This window comes from Afipia massiliensis (assembly GCF_014203115.1).
GTDB lineage: Bacteria > Pseudomonadota > Alphaproteobacteria > Rhizobiales > Xanthobacteraceae > Afipia > Afipia massiliensis.
Map to the genome: position 1 here is coordinate 106,274 of NZ_JACHIJ010000001.1, position 20,735 is coordinate 127,008.

Here is a 20,735-nt window from a genome sequence, read left to right on the forward strand (position 1 = left end):
GCCTTGTCTGTAAATCTCTCGGAAGCGTATAAATGAATTATTGTTCGCTATTATACTGATGCTCAGGCACTATATCTATCGCTGGAAACATCCCCAGCATCACCCTATCGATAAAGCATAGCTTAGCGAGAGCACTATTTAATTACCGACGTGCGGGTTCCTGTCAGAATTTATGTCTCCTTTACGTCAAACCGATGAAATAACGATCTAAATTTTGATTTAGCGGCGTGAATGGGTCCGAGATGAGCGCACATCTCGGTAAAAATCTTGGTGAAAGATTAATCACTTCTTACTAGTGATATGCGTTTATCACTTAGCTGCATCGCAACATTCGCGGTGTTGCAACGCAGAATCGTACCCTATATTCAGTTCCAACGATGACGCTACTCCAAGAGCTGAATCGGGATTACGAAGGAGACTAACCATGCTGCTCTCATTTATCCGCGCTATCCAGGCGTTCCGTGACTATCAGCGCAATGTCGCTGAGTTGTCCCAGTTGAGCGATCGGGAACTGGCCGATATCGGGCTTGACCGCTCCGACATCCAGCGGGTCGCAGCCGGCGCTTACAACGGCTAATCCCGTTGCGAAAACTGACTGACGAACGATTGCGCCCGCCCTGTGCGGGCGTTGTCGTATCTGAAGCTTCGCCAAGCGAACCTCACGCACCGAGACATTGCATCGGCGCGTGAGCGGCTCTAGTTGTGAGCCATGACAACCCAGAAAGATCCCAACGCGGCAGCGATCCACGTCATTGGCGGTGGATTGGCCGGTTCCGAAGCAGCCTGGCAGATCGCGAACGCAGGCGTCAGCGTTGTGCTGCACGAGATGCGTCCGATCAGGACGACCGATGCGCATCGCACCGATAGCCTCGCAGAACTCGTCTGCTCCAATTCCTTCCGCTCCGACGACGCAGCAAATAATGCGGTCGGCCTGCTGCATGCGGAACTGCGCAAGCTGAACTCCCTGATCATGCGCAGCGCCGATGCCAATCAGGTGCCTGCGGGTGGCGCGCTTGCGGTGGACCGCGACGGTTTTTCCGCTGCGGTCAGCGCGGCACTCGCGGCACATCCACGGATCGAAATTCGACGCGAGGAAATCGCCGGGCTTCCCCCGGCCGACTGGCAGAATGTCATTGTTGCGACGGGCCCGCTGACGTCACCGGCGCTGGCCGATGCGATCCGCGCCTTGTCCGGCGAGGACGCCCTCGCCTTCTTCGATGCCATTGCTCCGATCGTGCACCGCGACTCCATCAACATGGATGTGGCGTGGTTTCAATCGCGCTACGACAAGGTCGGCCCAGGCGGCACCGGCGCCGACTACCTCAACTGTCCGATGACCCGCGAGCAGTACGACGCGTTCGTCGACGCGCTGATCGCGGGTGAGAAAACCGACTTCAAGGAATGGGAAGCCAATACGCCCTACTTTAACGGCTGCTTGCCGATCGAAGTCATGGCCGCGCGCGGCCGCGAAACGCTTCGTCATGGACCGATGAAGCCGGTCGGACTGACCAACCCGCGCGATCCCACGGTCAAGCCATATGCGATCGTGCAGCTGCGCCAGGACAACAAACTTGGCACGCTCTACAACATGGTCGGCTTCCAGACCAAGCTGAAGCACGGGGCGCAGACGCACGTGCTGCGCGCCATTCCGGGCCTTGAGAATGCGGAGTTCGCACGCCTTGGCGGCCTGCATCGCAACACCTTCCTGAACTCGCCGAAGCTGCTCGATCCTCAGTTGCGCCTGAAGGCGCAGCCGCGGCTGCGCTTCGCCGGGCAGATGACCGGATGCGAAGGCTACGTCGAGTCCGCCGGCATCGGCTTGCTCGCCGGGCTGTTCGCAGCAGCGGATGCGAGGCAGAACGACATCGCACCGCCTCCGCCGACAACGGCGCTCGGCGCGCTGCTCGGTCACATCACCGGCGGGCACATCGAGACCATCGATGCGGGACCGCGCTCGTTCCAGCCGATGAACATCAACTTCGGATTGTTTCCGCCGCTGGCCTCGCCGCCGACGAAGAAGCCGGACGGAACGCGGCTGCGCGGCAACGAGAAGACGGTTGCGAAGAAGCAGGCGATCAGCGCGCGAGCGTTGTCAGATATGGATCGCTGGATCGCGGACACACTGAGCGTCTCTGACGCGGCGTAACCGGCGGATGAAGTAACCGACAAGAACTATCTACACGTCATGCCCGGCTTTATGCCGGGCATCCACGTCTGCTTTTGCCCGACCGTCCGCAAGACGTGGATGGCCGGGACAAGCCCGGCCATGACGAATGGAAAAGCTACTTGGCGCAAAGGCCAAATGGTGACGAACTTCGCTGCAAAAGGCGAAAAGGCGACCGGATGGCGGCGCGCAAGCGGATCGGGATTCAGCCGGTGGCTTACGCGTGAACGACGTTCAGACCTTCACCGCCGTCGAACGCTTCGGCACGAACACCGCAGACACTATGCGCACGACGGTCGACACGACCTAACCATGCTCGGGTGAGCCCAAGCCTTACTGCTGACCTCGCTTCGCAACGGGTCGACACTTGACGGCGAGATGCTTTCTCCAACAGTAAAGAATTGCATGACAAGTGAGGACTCCTCGACTGGCACTCCCAGCAACAATGCGGCGGCCTTTAACTCGGCCCATGCGATCTCATACGCTGAGGGGCCGCGGGCCTGAGTTTCAGAGACTGGGTGGGATACGCGTAGCGTGCAGTCATCCCGCCAGTCGCGTCAGGCGCATCAAGCAACTTGCAGCGCAACAGCGACTTATCGCAGTTGCTTTTGGGGCTCGCTGCCTAACGACCAAGTTGTAACCGCGCCAGGAGATTTAGTGTTAATCCATGTCCAAACCCATTCAGGCAACAGCCCTGCGGCAGCGGTCGTGTTGAAATTTGATACGAAAAAGCTGTCTTGGGTATCAATTAAAGGCCGTATCTTCAAATACAGGTCCCAGACGGTCTTGTCGCTATAGACCATCCATAGATGAGGACTGACGCGAATCCAGTCATCGCCGGTATCGGAAAATGCGGGTTCTAAATCCCTCATCTTAGGAACGCCGGGGAAAATAAACGAGACGTGGTAAAAATTATTCATCTCGCACACTTCTATGATCGATCGCTCTAGGCCCTCCACCAACGTTCGGACCTTCAATTAGAATAGACTTATCCTTTGCGGCAGATTGATCGCGAAGGTGGTGGTAAAATTCGGCACTTCCGAGCAGTGCAGCTGCCGGATCCTTTTCGGCGAACCGAACCAAACGTTCCACGACATAAACAGCGAACAATAACAAAAAGCCACTGGCGCACGCAGCTTGTATGGGATGCGCCGAAAGCGCCCAACAGACTATTCCTATAGAAACAAACAGGGCGATCAAAACGATAGACAGATTTCCAATCAACCCGGGGCCAAGCTTAACCCTCTTGAACATCCCGCTGGCTGAAGCGAGAATATCTTCTGCTGATTTCTTCCCCATTCGCTTAGTTTGCTCAGCTAACGCCGCAAATCCAGCGGAATCTCATCAGACAGGCGCAAATTTCGACAATCTCGTCCGGATTTCGCGCTCCGGAAACCTAACCACGTCAGCCCCTTGAATGGCTTCGGCCCTTATGGGCTGCTCACCCCCTGAACGGCTTCGCGCTGCTGGCACGCCATGTTGTCCAAAGCACGCCGAGCCGGGACGATGACGGCGGCGCGAACGGCTCGGATGTCTCAAGCCGCGTCAGTATCTTTCCAATCACGGCAAGCGGCAGGAAAGCTAGACGCGCGGCCATCGGCGCGTCGGCAAGCATTGCCAATGCCTGATCCAGTTGAGCACGAGCTTCACGGCGCAGATGCGCCAGCGCGCTCTTCAGCGGCGCGCTCACCTGATGCAGGAAAACCTCCTCGGCAACGACGGCGTGAAGATTCGTCAGGTCGGCCGGCAAATAGAGTTGCCGACGAGCAGCGTGGCGCGGCAGCGCCAGCATGACATCAACAAGCCCCTCCGCGATGCCTGCATGCTCGGCGAGGCGTGCAGTCTCCGGCGAATTCACGCCCAGCACCTTGGCACGCAGCGCGTACATCGCGGCAGCCGTATCGCGGCAATGCGCCTCCAACGCCGCCATGTCGGGCATCGGATCGTCATAAACATCGAACACATGTGCGTCGATCAACCGGGCGAACGCTTCAACGGGAAGATCGTAGAGAGCCATCGCCCGCAACAACTCCGCCGCGACCGGATTGCCCTCGACCGCGCCATGGTCGGCAGTCTGACTGCCGTCCGTCAACGCGTCGCGCCACCATTGCAGGCGGATCTCGCCGGGCAGCGGCTGGCTGACGTGATCGCGAACATGTGCAACCTCGGCATTGAATGCCGCGAGTGCAATCCATGCCCGCCGCGATTCCGGCGGCACGAACAGGCTCGCCGCATAGGTTCTAAAATCCTGCGCGCGCACCAGATCCGTGCAAAACGCTTCGGCGGATGTTGCGCTCATGGAACAGCGATCAGCGCTGCCGCCACGCGCCGACTCTCACCCATCATGACATTGTAGGTGCGGATTGCCGGTCCCGTCTGCATGGTGTCGAGCATCACATGCACCTGCCGCAGCGCGTTGCGCAGCGGCGCGGGCGCGATCCAGACATCGCTTCCCGTGCCGATCAACAGTGTATCGATCTCGTTCGCATGCTCGAAAATCCGGGCTAGCGAATACCGGTCGATGTCCTTGGGATCGTTGACCGGCCAAGCCCAGATCGCATTCGGCAGGCATAGCAACGAGCCGCGATGCGACATCTCCGCAAACCGGAAGCCGCCGTTGCCGTAGGCTTCGATCAGCGCCGACCGCGGAAGATGCAACGCATCCGGCGCGCTAGTACCCACTTTCCGAAGTTCGTGATCCATCTCAGCACCACCTTCCACGAACTTCGGAAAGTCATGGGTACTAGCAAGCTATAATTCTAGTACCGCTTTCTATTGGAAGTTCCTGGATCGGACTCGCAGCTTGCGCCGCAGGAACTTCCAATAGGCGGTACTAGGCCATCAGGGCTTCGACGGCTTGTCGTCCTCGCCGCCCCGGTTTTCGCCCACGCCGAGATAAATTAGGATCGGCGCCGCGATGAAGATCGAGGTGTAGGTGCCGACCAGCACGACGCCGAAGGTCATCGTCGCCGCAAAGCTGTGGATCGCCTTGCCGCCGAACAGCAGCAGGGCGAGCAACGCCAGCGTCACCGTGACGTGAGTGATGATGGAGCGCGACAGTGTCGAGTTGATCGAATGGTTCAGCAGATCAGTCATCGGCATCTTCTTGTAGCGCCGCAGCATTTCGCGAATGCGGTCATAGATGACGACAGTGTCGTTGAGCGAGTAGCCGAGAATGGTGAGCAGCGCCGCGATACTGGTCAGATCGAACTCGATCTGGGTGATCGACATGAATCCCAGCGTCAGCACGATGTCGTGGACGTTCGCGATCATCGCGCCGAGTGAGAACTGCCACTCGAACCGGAACCAGAGATACATGAAGATGCCCGCGATCGCGAGCATCAGTCCAACCGTGCCATAGGCGAGCAACTCGCTCGATACGCGCGGACCAACCACCTCGACGCGGCGATAGTCGACGCTGTCACCGAACAACTGGCGGACCTTTTGAACCGCCACCTGCTGCGCCTGATCGCCACCCGGCTGTTCGGCAATGCGGATCAGAACGTCGGAGGGACCGCCAAACTGCTGAAGCTGGACGTCACCGAAATTCAGTGTCGTGAGCTGCGCGCGCAACGATGCGATATCCGCCGGACCCGACTTGGTCTGAATCTCCAGCAGCGTGCCGCCCTTGAAGTCGATGCCGAAATTCAGCCCGTGCGCGAAATAGAGGCCGATCGCGATCAACGACAACAGCGCCGAGATCGGAAAGCTGATGCGGCGAAAGCGCATGAAGTCGAACTTCGTATCGTCGGGAACGATGCGAAGCGCGGGAATGACGCCGTAAATGCTGAGCACCGTCAGAATGACGATGAAGACGGCCAGAGCGATAATAATAGTTTGAGTCACTGTGTAGCTATCCTCAAATCGGCACGGTCTTGGGACGCTTCCAGCTCACCCACGTCGCAACGATCAGCCGCGTAACGGTGAACGCTGTGAAAACCGTGGTGATGATGCCGATGCCGAGCGTCACGGCGAAGCCGCGCACCGGCCCTGTGCCGATGTAGAACAGCACGGCTGCCGCGATAAACGTGGTGATGTTGGAGTCCAGAATGGTCGCGAGCGCCCGGGTGAAGCCAGCATCGATGGCCGAGATTGCAGTCCGGCCTGCGCGCAATTCCTCGCGGATACGCTCATAGATCAGCACGTTCGAGTCGACCGCGATGCCGACCGTCAGAACGATGCCTGCGATGCCGGGCAGCGTCAGGGTCGCATTCAGCAGCGACAGGATGCCAAAGATCATCGCGACGTTGATCGCGACCGCGACATTGGCGAAGAAGCCGAACAGCCGGTAGGTCAGCAACATAAACACAATGACCAGCACCGACCCGACGTAGGACGCCAGTTCGCCTGCGGCGATCGAGTCCTGACCAAGTCCCGGGCCGACCGTGCGTTCTTCGATGATCGTCAGCGGCGCAGGCAACGCGCCCGCGCGCAGCAGGATTGAGAGATCGTTCGCGCCCTGCACGGTGAAGTTGCCGGAAATCTGGCCGGAACCGCCGGTGATCGGCTCGCGGATGACCGGCGCCGAAATCACTTCGTTGTCGAGCACGATAGCGAACGGTTGTCCCACGTTCTCGAGGGTGGCTTGCGCGAACTTGCGCGCGCCGGAAGTATTGAAGCGGAAGCTGACGATCGGCTCGCCGGAGCGCTGATCGAAGCCGGGCTGTGCGTCGGTCAGATCACCGCCGGAGACAAGCACCTGCTTCTTGATGATGTAGGGCACCTTCGGCGCCGTCGAGCTCATCAACAGCTCAGAGTCCGGCGGCACCCGCCCCTGCTGCGCCTGATCGGGCGGCACGGTCGGATCAACCATCCGGAAGTCGAGCTTCGCCGTCTTGCCGAGCAATTCCTTGAGGCGGGTCGGATCCTGGAGGCCCGGTACCTGAACGAGAATGCGATCGATGCCCTGACGCTGGATCAGCGGTTCGACGGTGCCGAGTTCGTTGATGCGGCGCTCGACGATCTGGATCGACTGTTCGACCGACTGACGGACGCGTTCGGTGATCGCTGCCGGAGGCACGGTCAGACGGATCAGCCCGCCGCCGCCATCGCTGACTTCAACGCTGCGCTGGCCGCTCGAGCCGAGCAGACCGCCAAGCGGCTGGGACAGTTCGCGCAGCTTAGCCAGCGCGTTGGTGAGGTCGGTGTCCTTGACGCGGACTTCGACATTCTCGCCACGAACCGCAAGCCCGGTGTAGCCGATCTTGGCATCGCGCAGCGTGCGCCGCACGTCATCGCGAACCTGATCGAGCTTGTCCTTCTTCACCGAGTTCGAATCGACCTCGAGCAGGATGTGCGAGCCACCCTGCAAGTCGAGGCCGAGTACGATGTGACGCTGCGCCCACTTCGGCCAGGTCTTGACGGTCGATTCAGGGAAGAAGTTCGGAACCGCGAAAAGGCAAACGATCGTGGCGGTCAGGATGACCGCCAGCGCCTTCCACCGCGTGAAATACAACATCGAGATAACCCGTCAGATTCGTGAAAGCGTTTGCATCAGTGGAGTGGATTTGACATTCGCGACCAGCGTGCGACGGGGTGCAACGCGAATGTCAAATCCAAAACTCCACTGGAAATCAATTACCAGTGGTCCTTTGATTCTAATATTCGCAAGCTCTTCGCTGAGATGGGCTGCGAATGTTAGAATCGGACCACTGAGGCGTTAGCTCGCGGCTGTCTCTTCCTTTGAATCCTTGGCAGGCTCGCCCTTCGTCCGCACGCCGGAGATCATCTGGCGCATCTGACGGATACGGACACCGTCGGAGATTTCGACCTCGATCTGGTCGTCATCGACAACCTTGGTCACCTTGCCGACAAGGCCGCCGTTGGTGACGATGGTATCGCCGCGGCGGATGTTCTTCACCAGCTCCTGATGATCCTTCAGCTTCTTCTGCTGCGGCTTCAGAATCAGGAAGTACATGATGACGAAAATCAGTGCGAACGGCAGCAGCGACATCAGCATGCTGTTGGTATCACCGGCGCCGGCGGCTTGAGCAAAGGCAGGAGTAATGAACATACGAAAAGTCCTCGGAAAGGCGCCCGCCATGGGGCGAAACGCGTAGGCGCAAGGCCGTTTTGGCCGAATTTGCGCGGACTATAGCGACAGGCCACCCAATTGCAACGGGACCGGACATGTCGATTTTGCCATGCATTCGTGGCGCTTGCAGCCGCCCGTTGCCCTCGCTAAGGGTGCCCTTGAGGTGCTGATTCATGTCCAAAAAACCCAATAAAAAGGCCTCCAGGGCCGCCACGAAGGCGCGTCCCGGCAAGGCGATCAAAACCGCGACAAAACGCCCTGCTGCATCGGCCGATGCCGAGACCCAGGCCCGGATCGCGCTCGCGCTCGAGAGTATCGCCGCGAACCTGAACGCATCAGCGGCCAGACCGTCGACCCCCGATTCTCTCAAAAAGGCCGACGCCTTTGTCTGGCAGCCGAGCGGCCATCTGGTGCCGGTTCCAAAGGTCAGCCGCGTCGACCTCGGACTGCTCAAGGGCATCGACCGGATGCGCGACATCCTGATCGAGAACACCGAACGCTTTGCCACAGGCCTGCCCGCGAACAATGCCCTGCTATGGGGCGCGCGGGGCATGGGCAAGTCGTCGCTGGTCAAGGCGGCGCATGCCAACGTCAACGCCATGCCCAAGGTGCGAGGCCGGCTGAAGCTGATCGAGATTCATCGCGAGGACATCGAAAGCCTGCCGCTTCTGATGTCGCTGCTGCGCGAATCCGATTTTCACTTCATCGTGTTCTGCGATGATCTGTCGTTCGACGGCAACGACGCATCGTACAAGTCGCTGAAGGCTGTTCTGGAAGGCGGCATCGAAGGCCGGCCCGACAATGTGATCCTGTACGCGACCTCAAACCGCCGCCATCTGCTGGCGCGCGACATGATCGAGAACGAGCGTTCGACCTCCATCAATCCCGGCGAAGCCGTCGAGGAAAAGGTGTCGCTGTCGGATCGCTTCGGCCTATGGCTCGGCTTCCACAAGTGCAGCCAGGACGAATATCTCGAGATGGTGCGCGGCTATTGCAAGCACTTCGGCGTCAAGATGCCCGACGATCAATTGGAGCGCGAAGCGCTCGAATGGTCCACCACGCGCGGATCGCGGTCGGGTCGCGTCGCCTGGCAGTTCACGCAGGAAATCGCGGGACGGATGGGCGTCAAGCTCGCGGCTAAGTAATCCGCGAAGCCGCTACCGAAGCACGCGCAACAAGACCCCGCCTTTACCGATTTCGTGATCGAGTATCTCGGCTAAAACTGAGACTCGAGAATCTCGGATCTGGGATCGAGCCCAAAATGCTGTATGCGCCTTAACGCTGCAATGCGTAACCGTTCACGCAAATAATTGACGAACCGAATGAACGTAGAGGCGGCCCACGCTTAGATTACGTGCGTGGCAATCCACGCAGGAACAGCTACATATAGCTCATGGAAAAAACTCAAGAAGACAGCATCGGAATATTGAAAACGATTTGGAAGAAGAACGAGACGGGTGTTTGGGCTAGTCACGACCTAAAAGGTATTGATCTTAAGCCGCGAGAGGGTTTCACAAAAGATTATTTCAAGATCGAAAACGAAATCACCCTTATGACTCAAAGCCCGGGTGAGATTATGAATTTTTTTGCTACATTCGGCACCACTGAATTTTTAGTGCGGCAAAGTATCGTTCCTATAGTGGCATGGAATGATGACGATGCAGAGATTCGCACAATCGGCACCGGATTCTTCATTAGTGCTTCTGGACTACTGATGACCGCGGCACATGTTCTCCGTGATCCTGTTGATGAGAATTACACTAGCGTCACTTATGTCGATAAAAATTTGCACCGACTAGGTGAAAATCTGCATTTTGGCATTTTGCTGCCTGCCAACCCAGCCATGGCAAACGCCCCCTTCGAGATGCATCCGGTGATGCGAGAAGCTAAATGGTTTATGTGCCCATTTGAATGGACAACTCACTGGGGCAAAAATGTTGAGAGTCCGCTTCTGCATCAAAAACCTGAGTTTAAACTCGATCTCGATGTCGCGGTTTGTAAAGTAGCAGAACAATCATTAATCGGCCCATACCAGCCGCTGAACATTGGCCTGCATAATCTCAAAGTTGGCGACCGTGCTGTAGCGATCGGATACCCAGAAATGAGGAATATTCGACGAGGCGGTGATGATTACCAACCAGAATTAGTTGTTTCTGTTGGCTCTGTGACAAACATTCTCGCAGACAATATGACCGAGAAGCAGAACACAACACCGGGGCCAAACTTCGAATTCAATGCCAAAATCCCTGGCAAAATGAGCGGCAGCCCTATTTTAGTTGGCGGGGGTATTATAACGAAGGGAGTTGTCAGCCGAAGTTGGCAGGATGAAAATCACGCTAGTGGATGCTTGATTGCACCCATAATGAATCTGCCAATAGTTGGCGAAAAAAGTCTCGTTGATATGATCAAAGCTGGCGAAGAAGGAATTGCTCAAATTATGGGAGTGGGTCTTTGATCGCGCTTCGCTACAGTAAATTATCCCATCCGCGCGCGCTACGCGCCGTTCAGAAATTGAAACGGGTCGATGGCTGAAGATCCCTTGTGGATCTTGAGCGCGAAGCGCTCGAATGGTCGACCACGCGCGGATCGCGCTCGGGCCGCGTCGCCTGGCAGTTCACGCAGGAAATCGCGGGACGGATGGGTGTGAAGCTCGCGACGGCGTAGAGCACGCTAGATCGCGGTCAAGCGAACCCGCTCGTGCCCTGCTGACGAGTTGGGCCAGAAGCGTGACTCGTCAACGATCAACCGGCCCAGTTCAGCAGCGCATGGCATCCGGTCGCCTTGCTTCGAGATCAAGACGTACTTTGCCTCCGGCAAAGGTGGCAGGCCGTCATTGCCATCAAGCACCGTCATCCAGGGTTCGATCTCCTCCTGGGAGAAAATCGACACGGCAAGCCCCGCTTGCACTGCCGCCCTCAGACCATGCTGGTTCGCCGACGTGAAGCCGACGTGCCAATCAATGCCGGACGCCGTGAGAGCCTCAATAGCCATCGCACGAAGCGCGCACGGCGGCGGCGATAGCGCGAATGGCATTGATGAATTCTGCGGGCGCTTGAAAGTCTCGGCGGCCGCCCAGACGAATTGCGTCTGACGAAGAACGATCCCGCCCGTTGCATCCGATCGGGTAATCGCCACTGCAAGATCGAGTTCGCCGGCATCGACCTTGGCCCGAAGGTCCAGACAGACACTGACTGAAACCTCGAGCCGAACCGCAGGGTACTGGCGAGCGAACCGGCCAAGCAATTGCGGCAGCCGATCACCAATGAAGTTTTCCGGAACGCCCAGCCGGATGGCGCCCGAGGCAGTGGAGGAATGAAAGCGGCGCGTCAGCGCCTCCTGCCCCTGCAGAATCTGTTCGGCGTGGCGCAGAAAATCCTCGCCGTCTTCGGTCAGCGTTAGCTTGCGCGTGGTCCGGTACAGAAGCTGCCGCCCCACCTGCTCCTCCAGCCGTCGGATCTGATGACTGACGGCGGATTGGGTCAAATGCAGTCGTTGCGCCGCGCGCGTGAATCCGCCGGTCTCGCAGACAGCAACAAAGGCGCGAAGCAATGTGGGTTCAAAGTCCATGGGCCACATATATGACGAACAGAACTGAAATCAATAAAATCAATTCATTTCCATCATGAAAGGATACCGCCCATATCCGTCAGCCCGTGCCGCCGACGTCCGCGTCGGGTTGAAAAGGAATGTCCATGAGCGTCTCCCCCTCGGCCAGAAACACTGCCGCACTGATCGGCGTGTGCCTGGCATCACTGATGTTCGGCCTCGAAATATCCAGCATCCCCGTCATCCTGCCGACCCTGGAAACGGCGCTGCCCGCGAATTTCAAGGATCTGCAGTGGATCATGAACGCCTACACGATCGCCTGCACCACGGTGCTGATGGCGACCGGCACCTTCGCTGACCGTTATGGCCGGAAACGCGTTTTCATCACGACCACCATCGCCTTCGGCGTAACGTCGCTGATGTGCGGGCTGGCGCAGAGCGCATCGGTGCTTATCGCTGCCCGGTTTCTGCAGGGTCTTGCCGGCGGCGCCATGCTCACCTGCTCGATCGCTATCATCTCGCACCAGTATCAGGACGAACATGAGCGCGGCAGGGCCTTTACCGCCTGGGGCGTCATCAGCGGCATCGGCCTTGGCTTCGGCCCAATCATCGGCAGCATGATCGCCGCCGTGTCGAGCTGGCATTGGGTGTTTCTGGTTCACGTCCCGCTGACAGTTCTCGCCCTCGTACCCTCCGTCATTGGTATCCGTGAATCTCGCGATCCGCACGCCAAGCGACTGGATGGCTGGGGTATCGTAACGTTGACGATTGCTGTCTTCGGTCTGACTTATGTGATCACTCAGGGAACAGACCTTGGCAGAACCACTGCGATCGGGCTCGCTGCCGTTGCCTTTGGCAGCTTCGTCGCCTTCGTTCTCGTGGAGCGCAACACCGCGCAACCGATGTTCGACTTCTCGGTGTTCCGGATTCGGAAGTTCAGCGGCGCCATCATCGGCTGCATCGGCATGAACTTCTGCTACTGGCCGTTCATGATCTACCTGCCGATTTACTTCGAGGGTGGCCTTGGCCTCGACAGCAGGGCTGTTGGATTCTTGCTCCTGGCCTATACAATTCCGTTTCTGATCCTGCCTCCTTTTGCAGACTATTTGCTCCGGCGTCACGGCGCACGCATCGTGATTCCGTTGGGCATGGCCATCATGGGGACCGGCTTTCTCGCCATGCGTCTCGGCAGCGGCTTTGAGCAGGCGAACTGGCTCACTGTGCTCCCCGGCGCGCTTCTCGCCGGCATCGGACTTGGCCTGACCAACACGTCAGTCACCAATACGACAACCGGTGCGGTCCCGAGCAACCGTGCAGGCATGGCATCCGGAATCGACATCAGCGCACGATTGATCTCGTTGGCCATCAACATCGCGGTGATGGGACTCATTCTGCTCGAAGCTATCCAATGGTCCCTGCCAGGCACACTCGTCGCCGCTCTCGACGGCCAGCAGTTGCGCGCGTTGGCCTCGACCATCGCCACTGGAAACTTCGGCTCACTGCAGCAAACGTATCCGGTGCTATCCCTTCAGGACCCGTCCGGTGCCGCCGTTCACACGGCGCTGGTCAAGGGCTTCGGCTGGGTGATGCTGTATGGCGGCATCGGCGCGTGGATTTTGGCCGCGATCAGCTTCCTGATCTTCGGCTCCGAAGGCGCGACAGCGAAATCGGGCCTGGCCTGTGCCATCGACGCGGCCGAATAGCGCCGTTGCAGGTTTGAACCGTATGCAAACAAAATCCCCCGGCTTTCGCCAGGGGGATTTCTCTAGACTTCAGCGTAAAACCTTATGCGCCGTTCAGGAATTGAAGCGGGTCGACGGCTGAAGATCCCTTGCGAATCTCGAAGTGAAGCTGCGGCGACCCCACCTCTCCCGTCTGACCCGATTTGGCAATGATCTGGCCGCGCTTAATAGTATCCCCGCGCTTCACCATCAGTTCACTCGCGTGGGCATACGCGGTGACATAACCGTTGGAGTGCCGCACCAGGATCAGATTGCCATAACCTTTGAGTTCGCTGCCCGAGTAGGCAACCACGCCATCTTCAGCGGCCTTGATCGGCGTGCCTTCGGGAACGGCGACGTTGATGCCGTCGTTCTGTTTGCCGTTGGCCTTCGCGCCGTATGCAGTGATGACGCGTCCGCGCACCGGCCAGCGGAATGTCGGCACGGCATTGGTCGCGTCAGCCGCTTTCACAGGTGACTGGGCTTCAGGCAAATCGGCCGCAGCCGTTTCGCTCGCAACGCGCGCTTTCTGCTGAGGCTCGGCCGACGCAACTGCGACGGGCTTGGCCGCAGGCGCTGCAACGGCAGGCTTCGGCGCTTCCGCGACAACTTGCGAAGCAGGAGCCGCCGCGACAGCCTTGCCGCCCGGAATGTTGATCTTGGTGCCGATCTTGAGCTGTGTCGTCACCGGAATATTGTTGGCCGCGGCCAGTTGCGCAGGCGCGATGTTGTGACGGCGCGACAGGTTCATCAGCGTGTCGCCGGACTTGACGACATGAACGCTCGCGGGAAGCCCCGCGGCAACCTTGGTGCTCGGCGCATTCGACAGCGCCGGAGGATTGGCCTGCGCCATGCGGCGCGGAATGACGAGCTGCTGACCCGGCTGAAGGACACGTGGTCCGCCGTAGCCGTTAGCTTTCAGAATTTCCGACGACGGCACATTGTAGCGCTTTGAGATGACATCGAGCGTATCAGCCGTACCGACGATGATCGTGGTGCCACCCTCGCGGCTATATCCCGAGGTCGCCGCTACCGAGCGCGGCGTCGCCGAAGCCGTTGTTTCGATCGGAGATGACGACGGAGGCGCGTAGGACGCCATGCCCCTGCCGCCACCTGACGTGCCGACAGCCGCCGGCTGAGACAGCGGCGCGGACACGATCGGCGCAGAATGAGGCCGGCTGTATTGCGGCAGCTCGCGAGGCTGCTGATAAGATGACTGTTGCTGATAAGCGGGCTGCTGCTGAGGCGCGCCGCGATAATTGTTGGGGACGGACCCGGTCGACTCCGGCGCGGAGCGCGAAGTGAAGGGGTTCGAAAACGTGGTGTCTGAAAATCGCGTCTGAGTGTCGGCGCTACATCCGCCAAAACCGACCGAGACGAGCGTCAGGACCACAAAATGCGGTGCGTGACGCGAGTTTATCAACTCGACAAAGCGGGACATGATTACTCACTCAGTACGCAACTAACACAAATTTGAGTAAACACAGTCCGAGTAAATAACTGTTTAAGACACCAAATCCCCCTGTAATCACAGGGGGTCCTTGAGGTCTCACGACACGATCACGAAAAGCTGACGCCGATGCCGCGAATTCAGAGTTCGCGGGCGATCCCCTGCAACGCGGGCACGAAGCGCACTGCAACAAGCTCTTGCCGGTCGAAGCCATCGGCCGTTCTGACGACGCGGATCAGTAATTGCCGGTCGTTCATTGGCCCAACCGGCGCGATCAGGATTCCGTTGGGCTCCAGCCGCCCGAGCAGCGCCTCGGGAATTTCCTCCATCGCCGCAGTGACCATGATCCGATCGAACGTGCCGAGCGTTTCCGGCAGGTCGAAGCCGTCACCAAGGACGACGTCCACATTGGTACATTGCAGCTCTTTCAGAACGAGCCTGGCGCGGTCGGCCAGCGTACGAAATCGTTCCAGCGTCACGACTTCCCGGGACAGCTTCGACAGGATCGCGGCCTGGTATCCCGATCCCGTCCCGATCTCCAGCACGCGGTGTCCCGGCTCCAGATCGAGCTGCTCGGTCATGTAGGCCACGACGAACGGCTGACTGATGGTCTGTCCGCACGCGATGCCCAGGGGCGTATCGCGGTAGGCATAGCCGCGGTCCAGCGACGTCACGAACAGTTCGCGCGGCACGTCTCCCATCGCCTTCAGCACGGCCTGGTCGCTGATCCCGCGCTGCCGCAGGTTCAGCTGAAACATCATCTTGTCGTGTGGCGTGGGCTGGGATGACTGCATGTCTGATCAACGTTGGGAGCGGGAAAGGCTTGTATCCGATGCGTACTTTGACAAGTGTCGCGGCATGCGCCACCTTTTCGTTTTCGTGTTAGCAATCCGGATCTGTTCTGCGCAATGACCGCTTACAGTTCAAGCGTGCCGAGACTCTCATGACCTTATCTCTTCCCGAACCATTTCGCTCCACCTTTGACGGCTTGGAGGAGCAGCGCCTCTCGGGCGAGCCAGACAACCGCTTTCATCAATGCTTCGGCTGCGGTCCCTCGCATCCCACGGGCTTGCATGTGCGCACTTTCAGGACGGACGAAGGCGTCGCCTCGCCGATCCTCATTTCGCGACAACACGAAGGGCCTCCGGGCGCCGCGCACGGAGGCATCGTTGCCGCCTATCTCGACGAGGTGCTGGCAGCCACGGTGCTCCGGGTCACGGGGCGGCTGGGGGTGACCGGCGAACTGACCATCCGCTACATCAAGCCGGTGCCGACCGAGACGCCGATCGTCGGGCGCGGTTCGCTGGTGACCGACCATGGCCGCTATGTGGACGTGGAAGGCCGGCTGGAGGACCTGTCCACCGGCAACGTGCTGGCGACCGGGCGGGGCCGGTTCTTTCCGGTGCCTTCCTGACCTCATTTGAGAGGTTTGAAAAAGTTCCTGCTCATGGAACTTTTAGATCGGGCGTGAGTTTGCGCGCTGGATAATTATGTTATTCGTATAGCAAGTAGTCCAGATTTGTCATTTGGGGGACGAATGCCGGGCAATTTCAAAGCAGGATCGCGGACGTCGATTCTGCTGGTCGAAGACGAAGTCATGATCCGCATGATGGTTGCCGACATGCTCGAGGAGCTTGGCTACACGATTTCCGGTGAAGCAGGCGACATCGACGAAGGCATCAGGCTCGTGCAGGCAGTCGACTTCGACATCGCCATTCTCGACGTCAACGTCAACGGCAGGGTGATCACACCGGTCGCCGAAGCCGTTCAGATGCGCGGCCTCCCCTTTGTGTTCGCGACCGGCTACGGCGCGCAGGGTCTTCCGGAAAAGTTCCGCGACCGCCCGACGCTACAAAAGCCTTTCCAGATCGAAACGCTGGCGCGCACGATCGAGACGGTTCTGAAGGGCATCGCGGCGTAGCGAGCAGCGCCGCAGCGATTATTTCAGAACGCCCTTCAGCTTTTCCGAAAACGCGACATCGGTGCGGTCCAGCCGCAGCGGCGTGACCGATACCAGCTTCGCGGCGAGTGCTGCGAGATCGGTCCCCTCCGCAGGCACTTCCAGCATCGCAAGCCGCTCGAAGCCGATCCAGTAATACGGATTGCCGCGCCCGTCCTGGCGGCTGTCGATTTTCAGGAAACCCTGATTGCGCTTGCCTTGTCGCGTGACGGCAATGCCCTTCACCTCGTCCGGCAGACATGCGGGAAAATTGACGTTGACCACCGTGTCACGCGGCACGCCAAGCTTCATCACGTTGCGGATCACATCAGGACCGAATTTCAGCGCAGTGTCCCACAGCGGCTTGTTGCGCGTCTCCATGGAAAATTCCTGCGACAGCGCGAACGACGGCAGACCGAGGATGGTGCCTTCCAGCGCGCCGGCGATGGTGCCCGAATACACAACGTCTTCGGCGGCGTTGCGGCCCTTGTTGACGCCGGACAGCACGAGGTCCGGCCCCTTCTCGCCGAGGATGTGGCGCGATCCCATGATGACGCAATCGGTCGGCGTGCCTCTGACAGCAAAGTGACGCGGCCCGACTTCGCGCAACCGCAGCGGATCGTTCAGCGACAATGAATGCGACACGCCGGACTGATCGAGTTCGGGCGCAACAACCCAGACGTCGTCCGACAATTGCTTTGCAATCTCCTCAAGGACCTTGAGGCCTGGCGCGTGAATGCCGTCGTCGTTGGTGCAGAGAATTCGCATGTTATTCTTATTCCTTCGCGATCACTTTGAGGCCGCCCATATACGGCTGCAGCACATCCGGAACGGCAATCGAGCCGTCGTCCTGCTGATAGGTTTCCATTACGGCGATCAGTGCGCGGCCGACCGCCGTGCCCGAGCCGTTCAGCGTATGCACGAAGCGCGGCTTGCCGTCCGGCCCGCGCGAGCGCGCGTCCATGCGCCGCGCCTGAAAATCGCCGCACACCGAGCATGACGAGATTTCGCGGTACATGCCGCCCTCGCCTTGGCTCGATATTTGTCCTGGCATCCATACTTCGATGTCGTATGTCTTTTGTGACGCGAAGCCCATGTCGCCGGTGCACAGCGTCATCACGCGGTAATGCAGGTCGAGCCTTTTCAAAACTTCTTCGGCGCATGACAGCATGCGTTCGTGCTCGTTTCTGGATTCCTCAGGAGTCGTGACCGAGACCAGTTCAACCTTGGTGAACTGGTGCTGGCGGATCATGCCGCGCGTGTCGCGTCCCGCAGCCCCCGCTTCCGCGCGGAAGCACGGCGTCAGCGCCGTCAACCGCATCGGCAGTTCTTTTTCGTCGAGGATGGATTCACGAACGAGGTTCGTGAGCGGGACTTCGGCGGTCGGGATGAGCCAATAGCCCTCTCCTCCGCTACCCATCGCACCGGCCGCAAACTGATCGTCACGAAACTTCGGCAATTGCGCCGTGCCGAACATCGCATCGTCACGCACCAAGAGCGGCGGGTTCACTTCGGTATAGCCGTGCTCACCCGTGTGCAGATCGAGCATGAACTGACCGATAGCGCGTTCCAGCCGCGCAAGACCCTTCTTCAGCACCACGAAGCGAGAGCCGGACATTCTCGTCGCCGCCTCGAAGTCCATGAACTTCAGCGCTTCGCCAAGCTCGACGTGCTCCTTCGGCTTGAACGCGTAATTGCGCTTCGCGCCGTAGTGATGATGCTCGACATTGCCGTGCTCATCAGCTCCGTCCGGCACTTCATCAAGCGGCAGGTTCGGAATCTGCGCGAGTTCTGTCTTGAGATCGTCTTCAAACTTCTTCGCAGCCGCCTCAAGCTCGGGGAGTTTCGTCTTGAGTTCGCCGACCTCGGCCATCAGCGCGTCCGCGCGCGCGTTGTCCTTGTTCTTCTTGGCGTCGCCGATTTCCTTGGAAGCCGCGTTGCGCCGGGCCAACGTCTGCTCCGACGCCAGAATGGCCGCACGGCGCTTCTCGTCCAGCGCGATCAGCGAAGCTGACAACCCATCCAGACCCCGGCGCTTGAGCGCAGCGTCGAACGCATTCGGGTTATCGCGAATCCATTTGATGTCGTGCATGAGAACTATCCTGCGTCATGACCGGGTTTCCCGGCCATCCACGTATTTGCTGGTGCGTTAGAACAAGTCGTGGATGCCCGGGTCAAGCCCGGGCACGACGAATCGAGAGACATGACTGCGATGATAACCCGGCCCTAAGGCCTGCTGGGGTCACAAAACGATCCAGCGGCTACTCCGCCGGCGTCGTGGCGGGAGGGGTCGGAGGTGCATCTGCTGGCGGCGTCGTGCCGGCGGCCTGCTTGGCGGCCTTCTTCTCCACGACGGCAACCGCGAGAATTGAGCCCTCGTAGAGGATCAGCAGCGGGATCGCGAGCGACATCTGGCTGATGACATCCGGCGGGGTCAGCACCGCGGCGATGACGAATGCCACCACGATGAAATAGCGCCGCTTCTCGCGGAGCTGCTTCGAGGTCAGGATTCCAATCCGCCCGAGCAGCGTCAGGATCACCGGCAGCTGGAACGCGATGCCGAACGCGAAGATCAGCGACATCATCAGCGAGAGATACTCGCCGACTTTCGGCAGCAGCGCGATCTGCGCCGTCTCGTCGCCGCCCATCTGCTGCATGCCGAGCGAGAAGCGGATCAGCATCGGCAGCACGAGGAAATAGACCAGCAGCGTGCCGAGCGCGAAGAAGATCGGCGTCGCGATCAGGTACGGCAGGAACGCGCCGCGCTCGTGCTTGTAGAGGCCCGGCGCGACGAACATGTAGATCTGCGCGGCGATCACCGGAAACGAAATGAAGCCAGCGCCGAACATCGCGAGTTTCAGCTGCGTCAGGAAGTATTCTAGCAGCGCGGTATAGATGAACTTGGAATTCTCCGGTCCCGCGACCCAGACGAACGGCCAGACCAGCACGTTGTAGATCTGTTTGGCGAAGAAGAAGCAGAAGATAAACGCCAGCGCGAATGCGAGCAGCGCCTTGATCAGCCGCGAACGCAGCTCGATCAGGTGGTCCATCAAGGGCGCCTTGGTGGCTTCGATGTCTTCTGCACTCATGACGCTTTGGCGTCCGGTACGGCCGGCGTCGGGGTTTCGACGGCCGGCGCATGGGCCTCAGCCTCGGCGAACGTCGCGGCCGTCGGCGGCTCAGGCGTGGTCGGCGTCACCGGCGGGTCGATCTTCATCGCGTCCTCGACATCCTTGTTGAGGGACGTCAGCAGATTGGTCGGTGACAGATCCTTGGCGGCGGCGGAGGCATCATCGAACGTTTTCTTGATGTCCGCCATTTCGGCTTCGCGCATCGCCTCGTTGAACTGGCCTTGGAATTCGGAGGCCATGCGGCGCGCCTTGCCCATCCATTGCCCGACCGTGCGCAGCACCCCGGGCAGCTCTTTCGGGCCGATGGCGATCAGCGCAACGACGCCGATGACGACCAGTTCACTCCACCCGATGTCGAACATGGAAAATTCCGCCTACGGAGCCGCGGCCCGCACTGCTGAGGAAACGCGACGCCCGGATGTCAAACCGCTTTGCTTCCGACATCGCTCCGCGACGATGTGGTGGCCGACGGCGAGTTGTCGATGGTCTTGACCGGCTCGGGCTGCTTCTCGGCCGGCTTTTCGTCATCGGCCATGCCCTTCTTGAAGGCCTTGATGCCCTGCGCGACGTCGCCCATCAGATCCGAAATTTTGCCACGGCCGAACAGCAGCAGGACGACGCCGATCACGACGATCCAGTGCCAGATACTAAACGAACCCATACTGCCATCCTCCAAACACGCGACCGGGTTTTCCCGACCATATCTGACCGGAAAGTAGGCCCCAGAGGTGTCAAAAACAAGGATTAACC

At 59.4% G+C, this 20,735-nt stretch carries 22 protein-coding genes and 1 pseudogene; 8 read left to right on the plus strand and 15 right to left on the minus strand.

What is annotated here, in order from left to right; translation table 11 throughout:
* Positions 1-424 precede the first annotated feature (424 nt).
* Positions 425-577, plus strand: a complete 153-nt coding sequence (locus HNQ36_RS00465) for a DUF1127 domain-containing protein (RefSeq protein ID WP_002711692.1) — start codon at positions 425-427, stop codon at positions 575-577.
* Positions 578-709: 132 nt separating this feature from the next.
* A complete protein-coding gene (trmFO, locus tag HNQ36_RS00470) occupies positions 710-2,146 on the plus strand; it encodes a methylenetetrahydrofolate--tRNA-(uracil(54)-C(5))-methyltransferase (FADH(2)-oxidizing) TrmFO (protein WP_184082022.1) in 1,437 nt (478 codons plus the stop codon).
* A 611-nt stretch (positions 2,147-2,757) separates the two neighbouring features.
* Here the strand turns inward: trmFO and HNQ36_RS00475 are convergent.
* The 7 genes from HNQ36_RS00475 to yajC all read right to left on the minus strand — a co-directional run bounded on the left by HNQ36_RS00475 (position 2,758) and on the right by yajC (position 8,177).
* The gene (locus tag HNQ36_RS00475) at positions 2,758-3,084 is read right to left on the minus strand and encodes a hypothetical protein (protein ID WP_184082023.1); all 327 of its coding nucleotides are present in this window, start codon (positions 3,082-3,084) and stop codon (positions 2,758-2,760) included.
* Entirely contained in the window at positions 3,077-3,463 is a 387-nt protein-coding gene (locus HNQ36_RS00480; protein ID WP_184082024.1) for a hypothetical protein, read from the minus strand. Before HNQ36_RS00480 ends, HNQ36_RS00475 begins: the two co-directional genes overlap by 8 nt.
* 142 nt (positions 3,464-3,605) lie before the next feature.
* On the minus strand, positions 3,606-4,463 hold the full coding sequence (locus HNQ36_RS00485; protein ID WP_184082025.1) for a phytoene/squalene synthase family protein: 858 nt from the start codon (positions 4,461-4,463) through the stop codon (positions 3,606-3,608).
* Entirely contained in the window at positions 4,460-4,867 is a 408-nt protein-coding gene (locus HNQ36_RS00490; protein WP_184082026.1) for an Mth938-like domain-containing protein, read from the minus strand. Before HNQ36_RS00490 ends, HNQ36_RS00485 begins: the two co-directional genes overlap by 4 nt.
* Positions 4,868-5,005: 138 nt before the next feature.
* Positions 5,006-6,010: a protein translocase subunit SecF gene (gene secF / locus HNQ36_RS00495; RefSeq protein WP_184082027.1), complete on the minus strand. Its 1,005-nt coding sequence runs from the start codon at positions 6,008-6,010 to the stop codon at positions 5,006-5,008.
* 13 nt (positions 6,011-6,023) lie between these two features.
* Complete coding sequence (gene secD / locus HNQ36_RS00500) at positions 6,024-7,622, minus strand: protein translocase subunit SecD (protein WP_184082028.1); 1,599 nt, start codon at positions 7,620-7,622, stop codon at positions 6,024-6,026.
* A gap of 201 nt (positions 7,623-7,823) precedes the next feature.
* Positions 7,824-8,177: a preprotein translocase subunit YajC gene (gene yajC, locus HNQ36_RS00505; protein WP_046829891.1), complete on the minus strand. Its 354-nt coding sequence runs from the start codon at positions 8,175-8,177 to the stop codon at positions 7,824-7,826.
* A 194-nt stretch (positions 8,178-8,371) separates the two neighbouring features.
* On the opposite strand from yajC, the gene HNQ36_RS00510 reads away from it, so the two are divergent.
* The 3 genes and pseudogenes from HNQ36_RS00510 to HNQ36_RS00520 all read left to right on the plus strand — a co-directional run.
* Positions 8,372-9,343 carry an ATP-binding protein gene (locus HNQ36_RS00510; protein ID WP_184082029.1) on the plus strand — a complete coding sequence of 324 codons (972 nt, stop codon included), beginning with the start codon at positions 8,372-8,374 and terminating at the stop codon, positions 9,341-9,343.
* Between the two features lie 248 nt (positions 9,344-9,591).
* A complete protein-coding gene (locus HNQ36_RS00515; RefSeq protein ID WP_184082030.1) occupies positions 9,592-10,653 on the plus strand; it encodes a S1 family peptidase in 1,062 nt (353 codons plus the stop codon).
* A gap of 92 nt (positions 10,654-10,745) precedes the next feature.
* Positions 10,746-10,862: pseudogene (locus HNQ36_RS00520) on the plus strand (DUF815 domain-containing protein); the annotation flags it as partial.
* Positions 10,863-10,868: 6 nt separating this feature from the next.
* Here the strand turns inward: HNQ36_RS00520 and HNQ36_RS00525 are convergent.
* Complete coding sequence (locus tag HNQ36_RS00525) at positions 10,869-11,765, minus strand: LysR family transcriptional regulator (protein ID WP_184082031.1); 897 nt, start codon at positions 11,763-11,765, stop codon at positions 10,869-10,871.
* Between the two features lie 119 nt (positions 11,766-11,884).
* Between HNQ36_RS00525 and HNQ36_RS00530 the strand changes: the two genes are divergently transcribed.
* Positions 11,885-13,447 (plus strand): MFS transporter, encoded by a 1,563-nt coding sequence (locus HNQ36_RS00530; protein WP_210311882.1) that lies wholly within the window; start codon positions 11,885-11,887, stop codon positions 13,445-13,447.
* Positions 13,448-13,529: 82 nt separating this feature from the next.
* On the opposite strand, the gene HNQ36_RS00535 is transcribed toward HNQ36_RS00530, so the two are convergent.
* On the minus strand, positions 13,530-14,906 hold the full coding sequence (locus HNQ36_RS00535; protein ID WP_184082033.1) for a LysM peptidoglycan-binding domain-containing M23 family metallopeptidase: 1,377 nt from the start codon (positions 14,904-14,906) through the stop codon (positions 13,530-13,532).
* A 149-nt stretch (positions 14,907-15,055) separates the two neighbouring features.
* Complete coding sequence (locus tag HNQ36_RS00540) at positions 15,056-15,709, minus strand: protein-L-isoaspartate(D-aspartate) O-methyltransferase (RefSeq protein ID WP_184082034.1); 654 nt, start codon at positions 15,707-15,709, stop codon at positions 15,056-15,058.
* A gap of 149 nt (positions 15,710-15,858) precedes the next feature.
* Here HNQ36_RS00540 and HNQ36_RS00545 point away from each other — a divergent pair, with 149 nt between their 5' ends.
* Positions 15,859-16,329 carry a PaaI family thioesterase gene (locus tag HNQ36_RS00545; RefSeq protein WP_046829897.1) on the plus strand — a complete coding sequence of 157 codons (471 nt, stop codon included), beginning with the start codon at positions 15,859-15,861 and terminating at the stop codon, positions 16,327-16,329.
* Positions 16,330-16,452: 123 nt separating this feature from the next.
* Positions 16,453-16,836: a response regulator gene (locus HNQ36_RS00550; protein WP_184082035.1), complete on the plus strand. Its 384-nt coding sequence runs from the start codon at positions 16,453-16,455 to the stop codon at positions 16,834-16,836.
* 18 nt (positions 16,837-16,854) lie between these two features.
* Here the strand turns inward: HNQ36_RS00550 and surE are convergent, their stop codons facing one another.
* The 5 genes from surE to HNQ36_RS00575 all read right to left on the minus strand — a co-directional run bounded on the left by surE (position 16,855) and on the right by HNQ36_RS00575 (position 20,646).
* Positions 16,855-17,622, minus strand: a complete 768-nt coding sequence (gene surE / locus HNQ36_RS00555) for a 5'/3'-nucleotidase SurE (protein WP_184082036.1) — start codon at positions 17,620-17,622, stop codon at positions 16,855-16,857.
* 7 nt (positions 17,623-17,629) lie between these two features.
* Positions 17,630-18,946 (minus strand): serine--tRNA ligase, encoded by a 1,317-nt coding sequence (gene serS / locus HNQ36_RS00560; RefSeq protein WP_184082037.1) that lies wholly within the window; start codon positions 18,944-18,946, stop codon positions 17,630-17,632.
* Positions 18,947-19,115: 169 nt separating this feature from the next.
* A complete protein-coding gene (gene tatC, locus HNQ36_RS00565; RefSeq protein WP_184082038.1) occupies positions 19,116-19,943 on the minus strand; it encodes a twin-arginine translocase subunit TatC in 828 nt (275 codons plus the stop codon).
* The gene (gene tatB, locus HNQ36_RS00570; protein ID WP_184082039.1) at positions 19,940-20,347 is read right to left on the minus strand and encodes a Sec-independent protein translocase protein TatB; all 408 of its coding nucleotides are present in this window, start codon (positions 20,345-20,347) and stop codon (positions 19,940-19,942) included. The genes tatC and tatB overlap by 4 nt, the downstream gene beginning before the upstream one ends.
* A 59-nt stretch (positions 20,348-20,406) precedes the next feature.
* Entirely contained in the window at positions 20,407-20,646 is a 240-nt protein-coding gene (locus HNQ36_RS00575) for a twin-arginine translocase TatA/TatE family subunit (protein ID WP_184082040.1), read from the minus strand.
* Between the last annotated feature and the right edge of the window lie 89 nt (positions 20,647-20,735).

Coding starts and splice junctions, on each gene's coding strand:
- tatB (WP_184082039.1), bottom strand. CDS start 20,347: ATGTTCGACATCGGGTGGAGTGAACTGGTCGTCATCGGCGTCGTTGCG.
- serS (WP_184082037.1), bottom strand. CDS start 18,946: ATGCACGACATCAAATGGATTCGCGATAACCCGAATGCGTTCGACGCT.
- HNQ36_RS00485 (WP_184082025.1), bottom strand. CDS start 4,463: ATGAGCGCAACATCCGCCGAAGCGTTTTGCACGGATCTGGTGCGCGCG.
- HNQ36_RS00540 (WP_184082034.1), bottom strand. CDS start 15,709: ATGCAGTCATCCCAGCCCACGCCACACGACAAGATGATGTTTCAGCTG.
- HNQ36_RS00575 (WP_184082040.1), bottom strand. CDS start 20,646: ATGGGTTCGTTTAGTATCTGGCACTGGATCGTCGTGATCGGCGTCGTC.
- HNQ36_RS00510 (WP_184082029.1), top strand. CDS start 8,372: ATGTCCAAAAAACCCAATAAAAAGGCCTCCAGGGCCGCCACGAAGGCG.
- HNQ36_RS00475 (WP_184082023.1), bottom strand. CDS start 3,084: ATGAATAATTTTTACCACGTCTCGTTTATTTTCCCCGGCGTTCCTAAG.
- secD (WP_184082028.1), bottom strand. CDS start 7,622: ATGTTGTATTTCACGCGGTGGAAGGCGCTGGCGGTCATCCTGACCGCC.
- tatC (WP_184082038.1), bottom strand. CDS start 19,943: ATGAGTGCAGAAGACATCGAAGCCACCAAGGCGCCCTTGATGGACCAC.
- HNQ36_RS00480 (WP_184082024.1), bottom strand. CDS start 3,463: ATGGGGAAGAAATCAGCAGAAGATATTCTCGCTTCAGCCAGCGGGATG.
- yajC (WP_046829891.1), bottom strand. CDS start 8,177: ATGTTCATTACTCCTGCCTTTGCTCAAGCCGCCGGCGCCGGTGATACC.
- HNQ36_RS00535 (WP_184082033.1), bottom strand. CDS start 14,906: ATGTCCCGCTTTGTCGAGTTGATAAACTCGCGTCACGCACCGCATTTT.
- trmFO (WP_184082022.1), top strand. CDS start 710: ATGACAACCCAGAAAGATCCCAACGCGGCAGCGATCCACGTCATTGGC.
- surE (WP_184082036.1), bottom strand. CDS start 17,622: ATGCGAATTCTCTGCACCAACGACGACGGCATTCACGCGCCAGGCCTC.
- HNQ36_RS00490 (WP_184082026.1), bottom strand. CDS start 4,867: ATGGATCACGAACTTCGGAAAGTGGGTACTAGCGCGCCGGATGCGTTG.
- HNQ36_RS00465 (WP_002711692.1), top strand. CDS start 425: ATGCTGCTCTCATTTATCCGCGCTATCCAGGCGTTCCGTGACTATCAG.
- HNQ36_RS00545 (WP_046829897.1), top strand. CDS start 15,859: ATGACCTTATCTCTTCCCGAACCATTTCGCTCCACCTTTGACGGCTTG.
- HNQ36_RS00550 (WP_184082035.1), top strand. CDS start 16,453: ATGCCGGGCAATTTCAAAGCAGGATCGCGGACGTCGATTCTGCTGGTC.
- HNQ36_RS00525 (WP_184082031.1), bottom strand. CDS start 11,765: ATGGACTTTGAACCCACATTGCTTCGCGCCTTTGTTGCTGTCTGCGAG.
- HNQ36_RS00515 (WP_184082030.1), top strand. CDS start 9,592: ATGGAAAAAACTCAAGAAGACAGCATCGGAATATTGAAAACGATTTGG.
- HNQ36_RS00530 (WP_210311882.1), top strand. CDS start 11,885: ATGTCCATGAGCGTCTCCCCCTCGGCCAGAAACACTGCCGCACTGATC.